Annotated in this window: 14 protein-coding genes and 1 tRNA gene; 10 read left to right on the top strand and 5 right to left on the bottom strand. The window is 41.2% G+C overall.

Annotated elements, in window-relative coordinates; all coding sequences use genetic code 11:
* The first annotated feature begins 43 nt into the window (after window positions 1-43).
* Entirely contained in the window at window positions 44-868 is an 825-nt protein-coding gene (gene folP / locus ABXG83_RS02225) for a dihydropteroate synthase (RefSeq protein ID WP_353549864.1), read from the top strand.
* 53 nt (window positions 869-921) lie between these two features.
* On the opposite strand, the gene ABXG83_RS02220 is transcribed toward folP, so the two are convergent.
* Window positions 922-1,851: an FKBP-type peptidyl-prolyl cis-trans isomerase gene (locus tag ABXG83_RS02220; protein WP_353549863.1), complete on the bottom strand. Its 930-nt coding sequence runs from the start codon at window positions 1,849-1,851 to the stop codon at window positions 922-924.
* A gap of 7 nt (window positions 1,852-1,858) precedes the next feature.
* Window positions 1,859-2,806, bottom strand: a complete 948-nt coding sequence (locus ABXG83_RS02215; RefSeq protein ID WP_353549862.1) for a bifunctional oligoribonuclease/PAP phosphatase NrnA — start codon at window positions 2,804-2,806, stop codon at window positions 1,859-1,861.
* A gap of 198 nt (window positions 2,807-3,004) precedes the next feature.
* On the opposite strand from ABXG83_RS02215, the gene ABXG83_RS02210 reads away from it, so the two are divergent.
* A complete protein-coding gene (locus ABXG83_RS02210; protein WP_322195937.1) occupies window positions 3,005-3,421 on the top strand; it encodes a nucleoside-diphosphate kinase in 417 nt (138 codons plus the stop codon).
* Window positions 3,422-3,691: 270 nt separating this feature from the next.
* Here the strand turns inward: ABXG83_RS02210 and ABXG83_RS02205 are convergent.
* A tRNA-Pro gene (locus ABXG83_RS02205) sits at window positions 3,692-3,765 on the bottom strand.
* 113 nt (window positions 3,766-3,878) lie between these two features.
* Here ABXG83_RS02205 and ABXG83_RS02200 point away from each other — a divergent pair.
* From ABXG83_RS02200 to ABXG83_RS02170, 7 genes are read left to right on the top strand one after another with little or no spacing between them, the layout of a single operon-like run.
* Complete coding sequence (locus ABXG83_RS02200; RefSeq protein ID WP_353549861.1) at window positions 3,879-5,141, top strand: dihydroorotase; 1,263 nt, start codon at window positions 3,879-3,881, stop codon at window positions 5,139-5,141.
* Between the two features lie 12 nt (window positions 5,142-5,153).
* On the top strand, window positions 5,154-5,696 hold the full coding sequence (locus ABXG83_RS02195) for a DUF4199 domain-containing protein (RefSeq protein WP_353549860.1): 543 nt from the start codon (window positions 5,154-5,156) through the stop codon (window positions 5,694-5,696).
* A gap of 8 nt (window positions 5,697-5,704) precedes the next feature.
* Window positions 5,705-6,649 (top strand): glycosyltransferase family 2 protein, encoded by a 945-nt coding sequence (locus tag ABXG83_RS02190; RefSeq protein WP_353549859.1) that lies wholly within the window; start codon window positions 5,705-5,707, stop codon window positions 6,647-6,649.
* 17 nt (window positions 6,650-6,666) lie between these two features.
* On the top strand, window positions 6,667-7,800 hold the full coding sequence (locus ABXG83_RS02185; RefSeq protein ID WP_353549858.1) for a glycosyltransferase: 1,134 nt from the start codon (window positions 6,667-6,669) through the stop codon (window positions 7,798-7,800).
* A 21-nt stretch (window positions 7,801-7,821) separates the two neighbouring features.
* Entirely contained in the window at window positions 7,822-8,400 is a 579-nt protein-coding gene (locus tag ABXG83_RS02180; protein WP_353549857.1) for a D-sedoheptulose 7-phosphate isomerase, read from the top strand.
* Window positions 8,401-8,410: 10 nt separating this feature from the next.
* Window positions 8,411-8,977, top strand: coding sequence for an HAD-IIIA family hydrolase (locus tag ABXG83_RS02175; RefSeq protein ID WP_353549856.1), 567 nt, complete (start codon window positions 8,411-8,413; stop codon window positions 8,975-8,977).
* Window positions 8,978-9,027: 50 nt separating this feature from the next.
* On the top strand, window positions 9,028-9,918 hold the full coding sequence (locus tag ABXG83_RS02170; protein WP_353549855.1) for a hypothetical protein: 891 nt from the start codon (window positions 9,028-9,030) through the stop codon (window positions 9,916-9,918).
* 58 nt (window positions 9,919-9,976) lie between these two features.
* On the opposite strand, the gene lepA is transcribed toward ABXG83_RS02170, so the two are convergent.
* The gene (lepA, locus tag ABXG83_RS02165) at window positions 9,977-11,761 is read right to left on the bottom strand and encodes a translation elongation factor 4 (RefSeq protein WP_353549854.1); all 1,785 of its coding nucleotides are present in this window, start codon (window positions 11,759-11,761) and stop codon (window positions 9,977-9,979) included.
* Between the two features lie 145 nt (window positions 11,762-11,906).
* Here lepA and ABXG83_RS02160 point away from each other — a divergent pair, with 145 nt between their 5' ends.
* Window positions 11,907-12,866 (top strand): ion channel, encoded by a 960-nt coding sequence (locus ABXG83_RS02160; RefSeq protein WP_353549853.1) that lies wholly within the window; start codon window positions 11,907-11,909, stop codon window positions 12,864-12,866.
* 91 nt (window positions 12,867-12,957) lie between these two features.
* Here the strand turns inward: ABXG83_RS02160 and tpiA are convergent, their stop codons facing one another.
* Window positions 12,958-13,722, bottom strand: a complete 765-nt coding sequence (tpiA, locus tag ABXG83_RS02155) for a triose-phosphate isomerase (RefSeq protein ID WP_353550751.1) — start codon at window positions 13,720-13,722, stop codon at window positions 12,958-12,960.
* Window positions 13,723-13,778: the final 56 nt, after the last annotated feature.

The following is a 13,778-nucleotide window of genomic DNA, read 5'->3' as shown; positions in this document are numbered from 1 at the left end:
GGTAATATCTTTGAAGTGTGCTGCAATATAAATGAAACCAAGGATGTTTACACTCAACTGCAAAGGAAGATTACTGACAATTGACCAACCCATCGTAATGGGCATCATCAATACTACCCCTGATTCTTTTTATGAGGAAAGCAGAAAATCATCCATCGACGCCGCTTTACAACAGGCCGAGAAAATGATTCATGAAGGAGCTACAATACTCGATATCGGGGCGCAGAGCACCCGTCCGGGCAGTACTGCTGTTGGACCGGATGAGGAGATCAAAAGGCTTTCCCATATCATTCCAGAAATTCATCAACGTTTTCCCGATACCATTCTTTCTGTCGACACTTATTACAGTACTGTTGCTATACATGCCGCAGATATGGGCGCATCGATCATCAATGATATCAGTGGTGGACAGTTCGATCCTGTTATGATCTCCACAGCGGCCCGATTACGTATGCCTTTTGTTTGTATGCATGTGGAGGGACAAAAGGATACCATGCACCAAACATTTGTAGAAGGTGATATCACCACGAGTGTGACTGATTATTTCATAAAAAGGATAGGTCTTTGCACAGAGGAAGGACTCACAGACCTGATACTGGATCCCGGATTCGGCTTTAGCAAAACAATTGATCAGAATTTTGAACTGATTCGTTCTGTATCCCAGTTTAAATTATTGGGCAAACCCGTTTTGATGGGCGTTTCCAGAAAATCAACGATCTATAAAACTTTGAATTGTACCGCTGCAGAAGCATTGAATGGCACGACAGTTTTGAATACGGCGGCTCTTTTAGCCGGAGCTGATATCCTGCGGGTTCATGATGTGAAAGAAGCGATGGAAGCCATCTTACTAACCCGATACTTATTATAAAAAGAAAGTCCGCAAAATTTGCGGACTTTCTTTTTGAATATTTTCAATACACCTTATTGTTGTGGAGCACCAGGATTAGCTGGATTTCCAGGTTGAGCCGGTTGTGGTGTAGGTTTGGTAACATCAACCACTTCAATATCAAATCCAAGATTTGCAAATGGAGGAATTACCGGTGCAGAACCTTGCTGACCATAGGCCATCCAAGCAGGAACGATGATACGTCCTTTACCACCTTTCGCAAACAAACGAAGGGCTTCATCCCAACCCGGAATCACATTACGACTTCCGATCACAACAGGATAAGGTTGGTTATTCGGGGCATTAGGATTCATATTGGTGTCAAATACTTCTCCATCTTTTTTGCCTTGTGTAAAGTAACCTTTATACAAAACAGAAGCCTGCCAACCTGAATCAGCTTTTTGTCCGGTACCCGGATTCAGGATCTCTACCTGAACACCTGAAGCCGTGGACTGTACTTTCATATTTTTCTTCTTGGCATACTCTTTTACTTCTGTGATCTCTCTTTGCTTTTCGAGTTCCATTTCCTTGTCATAATCCGCTTTCACTTCATCTTGTGTATTGAACACTTTCAAGATCTCGAAACGTCCGTTGATCATGTCTCCTTGTTTGAACATTTCATTGTAATCGATCACCTGCATTTTTTTCAGGGTATCAATGAAAAGCACGAATTCAACTTTATCTCCTGATGCACATTTAGTAATGATCTCAGTGAAAGTATGTTTACCCAGGTTTGCGGTATCAATTGGGAAATAAACAGGGATACGGCCAAAAGAAGATTGTAATACAGAATCCTTAGACTTTAACTTGTATTCAATGTGCAGTTTCAAAAACTGTCCTTGCTTAACTTTTTCCTTAGTTCCTCCGCTGGTGATTTTATATGTCATTCCGGAAGGTGCTTTTTCGAATTGATTACAGCTTGCAAGCAAAACGATCGCCAGTAACAGCGAAGTGGTTGTTCTCATCATTGTTTTATTGTAATTGATTGTGATACGCTTTTATGATCTCTTTAAATTGTTTGACCGTTGTTTCCAGACTCTCACTACTTCTCCCTCCTGCCGCATTTTTATGTCCGCCGCCTTCAAAATGTTTTCTCGCAAATGTGTTCACATCAAAATCGCCTTTGCTTCTAAAACTCCATTTCCGCTCTTCATCTCTATCAATCACGATGGCACCTAGTTTGATCCCCTGAATGGTCAATAAATAATTCACCAATCCTTCAGTATCGCCTGTTTTGATATCAAACTTTTGTAAATCTGCCCGTGTAATATACATCAGACTCGTATTGTATTCATACAAAACTTCCATTCTGTTCAACAAAGCGTGGCCAATAAAGCGCAATCTGTTTTCCAGGAAACTATCATAGATGCTTTCATGCACTTTGGTATGATTCATTCCCGTTTCTTTCAGATGGGCGGCCATTCTATGAACAGAAGCGGTCGTAGCAGGGAAACGGAAAGATCCAGTGTCCGTCATAAGACCGGTATAAAGACATTCTGCCATGGCGATATTCAGCAGATCCGCATGTCCGGAAGACATGATAAAGTCATAGACCATTTCGCAGGTAGAACTTTTGGATGTATCACTGATACCATAAGTAAATGCTTCTTCCTGGGGTTGCTGGTGATGATCGATCAGGATCTTTGTACATTTCGCGTCGGTCAAAGGCTGCTCCATGTGTTTGGTACGATGGAGCACATTAAAATCAAGGCAAAAGATCACTTCTGCATTGTTAATGATATCCAGCGCATAATGTTTTCGCTGCTCAAAATCCACTACTTCGCTGCATCCGGGCATCCAATCCAGGAAATTGGCCCAATTGGTAGGAGAAATGACTGTAACATCATGACCCAGGGCTTTCAGGAAATGGTATAATCCCAATGAAGAGCCCATGGCATCCCCATCAGGTTTCTGGTGCATGGTAATAACCGCTTTGAATGGGGTTTTAAGAGAAGGCAGAAATTGATCGATCGATTGCATAGTCAGGCGGCAAAATTGCAGTTTCCCCGCTGTTTGGGCAAATGATTTTCCTACCATTTAACAAAATTCCTGTGATAAACTCCACAAAACGCCTTGCTTTCCTGTACTTTTGCCGCCGAAATTGATAAAGCAAGTAATATGAGCAACAGAACTTTTACCATGATTAAGCCGGATGCAACCGCTAAAGGACATACCGGAGCTATTTTAGACCAGATCGTGAAAGCCGGTTTCAGCATCAAAGCCATGAAGTGGACTCGTCTGACCCCTGAACAAGCAGGTCTGTTTTATGATATCCATCGTGAGCGTCCTTTCTTTGGTGAATTGGTTGAATTCATGAGCAGCGGCCCGATCGTTGCTGCCATTCTTGAAAAAGAGAATGCCGTAGCCGATTTCCGTAAACTGATTGGTGCTACCAATCCTGCACAAGCTGAAGAAGGAACCATCCGCAAACTATATGCTGCTTCAGTTGGCGAAAACGCTGTTCACGGAAGTGATAGCGATGAAAACGCTGCGATTGAAGGAGATTTCTTCTTCTCTAAATTGGAGAGATTCTAGAGGGTTGACAGTTGACAGTATTTAGTTGACAGAAATAGAAAAGAAAAAGGCGAACAGTTGTTGTTCGCCTTTTTTTTGCTGTTGGTGAGTAGCTTTTAGTACAAATGAGGTTCCCCTCTCAATAGATCCTTATTAATAAAAACCTACATTAACGAATAACTCATAATATACCAATCAGACATCCAACATCTGACTTTGAAAAATTGTCCCCCTGTCATCTGTCAACTGTCAACTAAAAAAAAGAGGTCAAGCATCAACTTAACCTCTTCGTCGGGACGACTGGATTCGAACCAGCGACCTCTTGCACCCCATGCAAACGCGCTACCGGGCTGCGCTACGTCCCGTCTCATCAAATCAAAGATCTGAGATCAAAAAAATCACAGATTTGATTAGGGCTGCAAATATAGGGGTAAAAGAAAATTTCAGGTTATATTGCACAAAATTTTATACCCGCTACATGAAGATCCTCATCAGGCAGGCAAAGGTTGCCGATCCACATTCAGCACACAACGGAAAGGTCAAAGATATTTTTATTGAGGATGGAATCATTACTCAGATCGCTGATAAGATCAACACAAAAGCTGACCAAGAGATCACCACCGAACAACTCATCATTTCATCCGGATGGGTAGATATTTTCGCTCATGCCTGTGACCCAGGATTTGAATATAAAGAAACACTTGCCACCATGTCTGCTGCAGCAGCAGCCGGTGGCTTCACGCATGTCTTTGCATTAGCGGATAATAAACCTGTTACAGATAATAAAGCACAAGTAGAATATATACGCCTCGGTTCACAATGTTTACCAGCCAGCATTCTTCCGATCGGAGCCATTACCAAAAACAAAGAAGGACAAACACTCGCTGAAATGTATGATATGCGTAACAGCGGCGCTGTGGCTTTCTCTGATGGACTACAACCTGTACAGTCACCCGGTCTTTTTTTGAAGGCCTTACAGTATGTGAAAGCATTTGATGGCGTATTGATTCAAATGCCGATCGATAAAAGTATTGGTGCCGGAGGATTGATCAATGAAGGCATTGTATCAACCAGACTAGGATTACCCGGATTACCTGCCTTGGCAGAAGAACTGATTATCAAGCGGGATATCGACCTCTTAAGATATACCGGATCTAAGCTACATATCACAGGTATCTCAACTGCCAATAGTGTAGCATTGATCAACGAAGCAAAAAAAGAAGGCTTACAAATTACTTGTAGTGTCACACCTTATCACTTGTTCTTTTGTGATGAAGACTTACAGACTTATGATACAAATCTCAAAGTGAATCCTCCATTGAGAACCAGAGAAGATATGATGGCATTAAGAGCTGCGGTTAAAAATGGCTCTATCGATTGTATCGCTTCACATCATATTCCGCAGGATTGGGATCATAAAACGTGTGAATTTGAATATGCAGCTTATGGTATGCTGGGGCTGCAGACCGTATTACCAGCACTCGTTGAATCTGTACCGGAATTGAGCAATGATCAGATCGTTTCACTTTTATCGATCAATGCCCGTAATATTTTTGGATTACCGCAGACCCATATACAGGAAGGTGCAAAAGCAGAACTGACACTGTTCTCTACAACTGTTTCAAGTACGCTTACCAAAGAGACATTGAAAAGCAAATCGAACAACAGTGCCTTTTTAAATAAGACCATGAAGGGAGCAGTGATCGCCACCATCCATAAAGGACAGCTTCATCAACCATAAACCAACACAACCATGAAACCGAACTTGAATCAAACCGCCATTACTTACGGAATTATTACCGGATTGATATACCTCGCACTTACATTTGGTGCATGGTCTATCGGAAGTACGGATACTTTTGTATCGATCACCGGTATTACCACTTTTATTCCTTACGTAATCGTTACATTGATCATTGTCGGTATCAAATTGCGCAAAAGCAATGATAACTTATTGAGTTTTCAGGAAGCACTTAAATTCAGTTTTCTGGCTTATGTGATCTATGCGTTGATCGAAGCTATTGGCAACTATGTGTTATATGCCCTGGTAGATCCTGATCTTACTGCTAAAGTGATGGAGATCACCATGCAAAAAACCATGAAAATGATGGAGTCATTTGGCGCAACCGAGCAACAAATGGAAGAAGCCATGGGCAAGGTTGAAGCTGAACCCAAGCATACTTCTTTCAAACAAATATTCTTAGGACTGGGTATTACTTTAATCTGGAACTTTGTGAAATCATTACTGATCAGCTTAGTGATCAGAAGAGAAGCTAAATTCGAAGACCAATTATAAAATCATTTATGGATCTGTCAATAGTCGTTCCACTACTGAATGAAGATGAATCACTGCCCGAATTATGCGGGTGGATAGAATCTGTCATGAACAAACACGGCTATAGCTATGAAGTCATCTTGATAGATGATGGCAGCACGGACAATAGTTGGTCTGTAATTCAGGAAATTGGCAGTAAGAATTCATGTTTCAAAGGCATCAAGTTTCAGCGTAATTATGGCAAATCCGCAGCTTTGAATGAAGGTTTTAAAGCGGCACAAGGAGATGTCATCATTACCATGGATGCTGATATGCAGGATTCTCCCGATGAAATTCCAGAACTGAGACGTATGATCCTTGAAGAGGGTTATGACATGGTAAGCGGATGGAAGAAAAAGCGTTACGATAATACCCTCACCAAAAATATCCCATCCAAACTATTCAACGCTGTTGCAAGAGGCAGCTCGGGAATACGCTTGCATGATTTCAATTGCGGACTAAAAGCTTATCGTAAGAAAGTAGTCAAGAGCATTGAAGTCTATGGAGAAATGCATCGCTATATTCCTATTCTAGCGAAATGGAGTGGATTTAAAAGAATTGGTGAAAAGGTAGTAGAACATCGTCCACGTAAATATGGCACGAGTAAATTCGGTTGGCAAAGATTTATAAACGGCTTTTTAGATCTTGCTACCATTATGTTCCTTGGAAAATTTGGTAAAAGACCGATGCAATTCTTTGGGCTTTTAGGAACCCTATCGTTTTTGATCGGTTTGATTGCCAGTATTTCATTGATCATTTCTAAATTTTTATCGTCGGATTTTTCTTTGACCAACAGACCTTCTTTTTATATCGCACTTACAACAATGATCATTGGTATGCAATTGTTCCTAACAGGATTTGTTGCAGAATTGATCGCACGCAATGCTTTCGAAAGAAATGTGTATTTGATCGAAGAAACTTCCGGACTGGAATAACCTATCTTCCCTTTTGGATGAATCAAAAAGTCATCATCATAGGATCCGCCTGGCCACTGAGAGGTGGTGGTATTGCTACTTTCAATGAAAGACTGGCCAGACAATTTCAAGCTGAAGGTGATGAGGTAACCATCTATAGTTTCTCCTTACAATACCCATCCCTACTGTTTCCAGGCAAATCGCAATATGGTAATGAGCCTGAACCAAAAGACCTGCAGATCAAAAGTGTGATCAATTCCATCAACCCATTCAATTGGATCAGGGTAGGAAAACAAATACAAAAAGAACGTCCCGACCTCATCGTTGTTCGATATTGGTTACCCTTCATGGGTCCATGTTTAGGTACGATCTTAAGAGGAGTTAAAAAAAATCGTCACACAAAGATCATCTGTATTGCAGACAATGTGATACCACATGAAAAAAGACCGGGTGATCATGCATTCACACGATACTTTATTCAACCGATCCATGCTTTCATTACCCTGAGTGAGAAAGTATTTACAGACCTGAGAACCTTTACGAATAAACCTGCTGAAGTTGTCATTCATCCTTTGTATGACAATTTTGGGGAAGCCATCTCTAAAACAGAAGCACGACTGCTGCTAAATCTTCCAAAGGAAGAACGCATCATTTTATTTTTTGGTTTTATCAGAGCATATAAAGGGCTGGACTTATTGCTCAAAGCAATGGCATTACTCAAGCAAAATGGAATAATGATACCGCGATTACTGATCGCCGGGGAGTTTTATGAAGATCAGGCAAAATATGATGCATTGATCGATGAACTGAAGATCAGAGATCTGTTGATACTCAAAACCGATTTTATTCCGGACAGTGAAGTGAGAAAGTATCTATGTGCTGCAGATTTTGTGATACAGCCGTATAAACATGCCACTCAATCTGGCATCACACCTCTATCCTATCATTTTGAAAAACCCATGTTGGTAACCAATGTGGGGGCTTTACCCGCAATGGTACCTCATGAAAAAGCAGGGATCGTTACGGAACCAACTCCTGAAGCGATCGCAGATGGCATTCAGCGACTATACAATTTAGGAGAAGACCATTTTTTATTTCATCTTCGCGAAGAGAAAAAGAAATACAGCTGGGAAGTACTCACCAGTGCTATCCGCAGTCTGGCCGCTGAATAATAACCGATTAAATCACAGTCTATGGCAACAAAAATCTATGATATCATCGCTGCTTCTATTTCTGTTAAGCAAGAGATCTTATCCGATGCTTCTTTTCAGCAAAAAGTACAAGCCGCTACTGATGCTGTGATCCACGCTTTTCAAGCCGGTAAGAAAGTGATGTTTTGTGGCAATGGAGGAAGTGCTGCAGATGCGCAACATTTAGCAGCTGAATTCTCCGGCAGATTTTATAAGAACAGACGCGCTTTGCCTTCTGACGCATTACATTGCAATACCTCGTACTTAACTGCTGTTGCGAATGATTATAGTTATGATGACATCTACAGTCGCCTGGTAGATGGTACTATGGAAAAAGGTGATGTATTGATCGGCCTTAGCACTTCGGGCAATTCTCCAAACATCGTAAAAGCCTTTGAAACCGCGCGTGCCAAGGGTATCACTACCATTGGCTTCACAGGGGCTACCGGCGGTAAAATGAAAGACTTATCAGATCATTTGATCAATGTTCCGTCTACTGTTACTCCGCGTATTCAGGAAAGTCATATCCTACTCGGACATATCATTTGCGAATTGACAGAAGCGGCCATTTTTAACGACTAAGCATTGGTACATGTTTCAACTGGAGCATATTACAAAAGACTGGACTTTATTTCTTGATCGAGATGGCGTCATCAATCATGAAAAGAACAATGATTACATCTTACACAAGGGTGAGTTTCATTTTTATGATGGCGTAGTCAATGCATTGGCTTATCTCCGACCTTTGTTTCGGTATATTGTTCTTGTCACAAATCAAAAAGGTGTCGGCAAGGGCTTGATGCGTTTGGAAGATCTTCAGGAGATCCACAGTCACATGAACCTTGAAATTGAAAAAGCCGGTGGTAGTATTGACAAGATCTATTTCTGCTCCGATCTTTCCGATGACTCTCCCAATCGCAAACCCAATCCGGGCATGGCTTTTCAGGCACAACAAGATTTTCCGGATATTGATCTTTCCAAAAGTATCATGTTGGGCAATAGACCCAGCGATATGAGATTTGGCAGAAATGCAGGTATGCATACAGTATTTGTAGCCACAACCCATCCGGAAGTTGCGTTTCCTCACCCGGATATTGACCTTCGGTTTTCAAATCTGCCTGCTTTTGCAGAAGCTTTATCAAATTTGAGAGGTCTGTAATAAAATCTTAAAACTGTATTGAACCATTTCGATTGAGTTATTTTTACAGTATGAAGCAAAGATTGTTCTTACTCTTTCTGATCATTACATCACTGTCGTTGCATGGGCAAGATGGTCGTATGCAACTGCAACAGATGGAAAATGAACTCAAGCCTCTGGCCACAGCTATTTTAAATGAAGAGCAATTCATTGATCGTTTCAAAGCTGACAGCGCTTTTACACGTGGTTTAGTAAGAGCACTACGTACCCAGCATTCCTTTCGCTATCGTTTTGATTCTTTGATCACCATCTCACAGCAATACGCGCCTGATAGTAGCTTTCGGATCTTCACCTGGCAAATACAAATGGAGGACATGAATCATTTTCGTCAGAAAGGAGCCATACAAATGCGCACCAGTGACGGCTCATTGAAACTGATTCCATTATTTGATGCATCCAAATTCACCGAAGCACCGTTTGATTCTGTACGTACCAATCAAAATTGGATCGGTGCCGTATATTACAACATCATACAAACCAGTTATAACAACAGAAAATATTATACCCTCTTCGGTTATGATGAAAATGATGCCAGAAGCACACGAAAATGGATGGAGGTATTAACTTTTGACGTGAATGGTAATCCTCAATTCGGCGGACGTTATTTTAATTATCGTGAAGATGATATCAAACCGAAACAACCCGCTTTTCGGTTTTGCCTGGAATACAAAAAAGATGCAAATGCCAAACTCAATTATGATCCTGAATTAAATATGATCGTAATGGCACATCTGGTGAGTGAAGAAGGTGATAACAAAAAGAAACACACCCTTGTACCCTATGGTACTTTTGAAGGATTCAAATGGCTCGGTGGAAAATGGGTACATCAAGCAGACATCACAGAAGTAAATCCCGATGGAAGGGTGAATCCGGATCAAACGAGAAAGAAAGGGAATCTTTGATTTTTTGATCTGTGATTTCAAGAATTAAATCAAAAATCACAGATCAAAAAATCAAAGATTAGTCTAATTTAAGTACCGCCAAAAACGCTTCCTGAGGCACTTCTACGTTTCCAATTTGGCGCATACGCTTCTTCCCTTCTTTTTGCTTTTCCAACAGTTTTCGCTTACGGCTGATATCACCACCATAACATTTGGCAGTTACATCCTTACGCATCGCACTGATGTTTTCACGAGCAATGACTTTTGCGCCAATAGCTGCTTGTATCGCGATCTGGAATTGCTGTTTAGGCAATAATTCTTTCAGTTTTTCACAAAGTCTGCGACCAAAATCCTGTGCGCGACTGCGGTGAATCAATGCACTTAAAGCATCTACTTTATCACCGTTCAATAAGATATCCATCTTCACAATATCTGCTTCACGATAGCCGATCGGACTATAATCGAAGGATGCATAACCACGAGTTGAACTTTTCAGCTTATCGTAGAAATCAAATACGATCTCAGTCAATGGCATTTCAAAAATCAATTCCACACGTGAAGGTGTGAGATAACTTTGATTGATGAGAATACCACGTTTACCCAAACAAAGGGTCATGATGTTACCGATATAATCAGGCAGTGTGATGATCTGTGCTTTGATAAATGGTTCTTCGATGCGATCGATCTTTACTACATCAGGCATTTCAGCCGGATTATTCACGATGATCTTTTCACCTCGGGTAGTGTATGCATTGAAGCTTACGTTCGGTACGGTTGTGATCACCGTTTGATTGAACTCACGTTCCAATCTTTCCTGAATGATCTCCATATGGAGTAACCCTAAGAACCCGCATCGGAAACCAAACCCAAGGGCTTGCGAAGTTTCCAGTTCAAAAGTGAGTGAAGCGTCATTCAATTGGAGTTTGTCCATACAATCACGCAACTCCTCAAATTCATCTGTATTCACCGGGAAGATACCCGCAAATACCATGGGCTTTACTTCTTCAAAACCGTGGATCATTTCACCGGGATTACTTGCCAGTGTAATGGTATCACCCACTTTCACTTCTTTGGCATTCTTAATACCCGTAATGATATATCCTACATCCCCTGCACGCACTTCCTGTTTAGGAGTCATGCTCAGTTTCAATACACCTACCTCATCCGCAAAATAATCATTGCCACTGGCCACAAATCTGATCTTATCGCCTTTCTTCAATACTCCATTCAGAATACGGTAATAAACGATGATCCCACGAAAACTATTGAATACACTATCAAAGATCAAAGCTTGTAGCGGCGCTTCAGGATCACCTTCCGGAGCCGGAATACGTTCTACAATGGCTTCCAGAATTTCTTCGATACCGATTCCTGATTTACCACTTGCTAAAAGAATATCTTCTTGTTTACAACCGATCAAATCAACGATCTGATCTGTTACTTCAGGGATCTTAGCCCCATCCATATCGATCTTATTGATCACAGGAATGATCTCCAGATCATTTTCAATCGCCAGGTATAAATTACTGATTGTTTGTGCCTGGATACCCTGAGATGCATCTACCAACAATAAAGCACCCTCACAGGCCGCTAATGCACGGCTCACTTCATAACTGAAATCCACGTGTCCGGGAGTATCGATCAGGTTGAGCACATACTGCTCCCCTTTATAATTATAATTGATCTGAATGGCGTGACTCTTAATGGTAATCCCCTTTTCACGTTCCAGGTCCATATCATCCAGTACCTGGTCCATCATCTCACGCTCAGTAATGGTCTTGGTATGCTCTAACAATCTGTCTGCCAGCGTACTTTTCCCATGGTCGATATGTGCGATAATGCAAAAATTCCTGATTTGCTTCATAAGGGCGCAAAGATAAGATGAAAAGGGACAAGACCGAAGAATCAAGGAACAAGCTTAGGCCAGTTTACGCACTGATATTCAACAAAATCGGATCAAGGCCATATTTTGCTATATTAGGGGTACTAAGTCCCTGATAACTATGTTTTTGAATAAGATCAACAAAAAAGCCCAGATCAACAATGAAACAGGGCTTGGTACCAATACTACCCTAAGTGGTGGTGGGCGATTTTTCAATCGTGACGGTAATCCCAATATGGATGTCAGGGGGATGAACCTTTGGGAGAGGCTGAATATCTACCACTCTTTACTGACCATGTCTTGGTTCAACTTTTTGACAGTAGTCGTGATCTATTTCGTAAGTACCAATTTATTATTTACCGCTATCTATTTTTTGATCGGGATCGATCATTTAGGTGGACTGATGGAAGTAACCGGAATCGAGTTGTTCGGAGAAGTATTCTTCTTCAGCGCTCAAACCTTTACGACCGTTGGTTATGGACGCATTAATCCGATCGGATTTGCTGCCAGTTTCACGGCTTCCATGGAAGCATTGACCGGGCTGATGACCTTTGCCATTGCTACCGGCATCATGTGGGGGCGATTTTCAAAGCCAAAAGCTTATATACGTTACAGTAAGAACGCCATCATCGCTCCTTTTAAAGAAGGTATTGCATTGATGTTTCGAATGGTGCCTTATACAAGAAACTATCTGGTGAATGTGGAGGTAAAACTAACGTTGGCGATCCATGTGGAAGAAGATGGTCAACGCAAAAACCGGTTTTATAATATGCCATTGGATATTGCCAAAGCCAATACGATGACAGCTAACTGGACATTGGTTCATGTGATCAATGAAGACAGTCCGATTTATGGTTTTACCAAAGAAGACCTTACCAATGCTAGAGCAGAAATATTGGTATTTGTTCAGGGATTTGATGAAAGCGTATCAAACACGGTTGTGTCGCGTACTTCTTATACTTATGAAGAGTTTATTTTCGGCGCGAAATTTTTACCGATGTATCATCCGAATGAAGATGGCACTAAAACTGTGTTGCATCTTGATCAGTTAGATGCTTATGAACCTGTTGTTTTACCGGTGAAATGATTGTTAGAGAAGGATGGGACGCAGATTTTTATGATTGATTATGATCATAATCAATCATAAAAATCTGCGGTTCATCAAAATACACTGAATACTATTTAAGAGAATCAATAATCACTTTAAACTCATCGGCAATCAGAGAAGCACCGCCAACCAATCCGCCATCTACATCCGGCTGACTAAATAATTCTTGGGCATTGGATGCTTTTACACTACCACCGTATAAGATAGTAATTTCTTGCGCTACAGCATCGCCATATTTAGCTGCCAGTTGCTGACGAATATAAGCATGCATTTCCTGCGCTTGTTCACTTGTAGCTGTCTTACCTGTACCAATAGCCCAGATAGGCTCGTATGCGATCACTACTTTTTTTAATTCATCAGCAGATAAATGGTATAATGATTCTTCCAGTTGCTTGGCCACAAATTCATTCTGAGTTCCTGCTTCACGGATCTGCAATGGTTCGCCACAACAAAAGATGGGAGTAATCTGATGTTCCAATGCGATATTCACTTTCTCAGCCAAAAACTGATTGCTTTCCTGAAAATATTCGCGACGCTCAGAATGCCCTAATACTACATGTGTGATACCCAATGAATTCAACATCACCACAGATGTTTCTCCGGTATAAGCACCACTCTTTTTATTGTAACAATTTTGGGCTGCAATATGGATATGCTTTTTCTCGGACACAGCAGCTTGCGCCATCGCTAAGTAAGGAGCCGGCACTGCAAATACGACTTGTCTGTTCTCATTCAGATCATAACTGTGAGACAATAACTGATCCAGTAATTGTTGTCCTTCAGTGATCGTAAGGTTCATTTTCCAGTTGGCGGCTGCTATTTGCTTTCTCATTATAGTTTTTTTGGAGTCGCTAAAATACAGTTTTCTTCTGTGCGCGCTGTGTATTCAGT

The sequence above is a fragment of the Sediminibacterium sp. KACHI17 genome (assembly GCF_040362915.1).
Classification (GTDB): domain Bacteria; phylum Bacteroidota; class Bacteroidia; order Chitinophagales; family Chitinophagaceae; genus Sediminibacterium.
This window is presented reverse-complemented; position numbering and strand designations above follow the sequence as displayed.

What these genes read in the sequence shown, in the direction of transcription:
- folP (WP_353549864.1), top strand. Translation starts at nt 44, where the DNA reads ATGTTTACACTCAACTGCAAAGGAAGATTACTGACAATTGACCAACCC.
- ABXG83_RS02220 (WP_353549863.1), bottom strand. Translation starts at nt 1,851, where the DNA reads ATGAGAACAACCACTTCGCTGTTACTGGCGATCGTTTTGCTTGCAAGC.
- ABXG83_RS02215 (WP_353549862.1), bottom strand. Translation starts at nt 2,806, where the DNA reads ATGCACCAGAAACCTGATGGGGATGCCATGGGCTCTTCATTGGGATTA.
- ABXG83_RS02210 (WP_322195937.1), top strand. Translation starts at nt 3,005, where the DNA reads ATGAGCAACAGAACTTTTACCATGATTAAGCCGGATGCAACCGCTAAA.
- ABXG83_RS02200 (WP_353549861.1), top strand. Translation starts at nt 3,879, where the DNA reads ATGAAGATCCTCATCAGGCAGGCAAAGGTTGCCGATCCACATTCAGCA.
- ABXG83_RS02195 (WP_353549860.1), top strand. Translation starts at nt 5,154, where the DNA reads ATGAAACCGAACTTGAATCAAACCGCCATTACTTACGGAATTATTACC.
- ABXG83_RS02190 (WP_353549859.1), top strand. Translation starts at nt 5,705, where the DNA reads ATGGATCTGTCAATAGTCGTTCCACTACTGAATGAAGATGAATCACTG.
- ABXG83_RS02185 (WP_353549858.1), top strand. Translation starts at nt 6,667, where the DNA reads ATGAATCAAAAAGTCATCATCATAGGATCCGCCTGGCCACTGAGAGGT.
- ABXG83_RS02180 (WP_353549857.1), top strand. Translation starts at nt 7,822, where the DNA reads ATGGCAACAAAAATCTATGATATCATCGCTGCTTCTATTTCTGTTAAG.
- ABXG83_RS02175 (WP_353549856.1), top strand. Translation starts at nt 8,411, where the DNA reads ATGTTTCAACTGGAGCATATTACAAAAGACTGGACTTTATTTCTTGAT.
- ABXG83_RS02170 (WP_353549855.1), top strand. Translation starts at nt 9,028, where the DNA reads ATGAAGCAAAGATTGTTCTTACTCTTTCTGATCATTACATCACTGTCG.
- lepA (WP_353549854.1), bottom strand. Translation starts at nt 11,761, where the DNA reads ATGAAGCAAATCAGGAATTTTTGCATTATCGCACATATCGACCATGGG.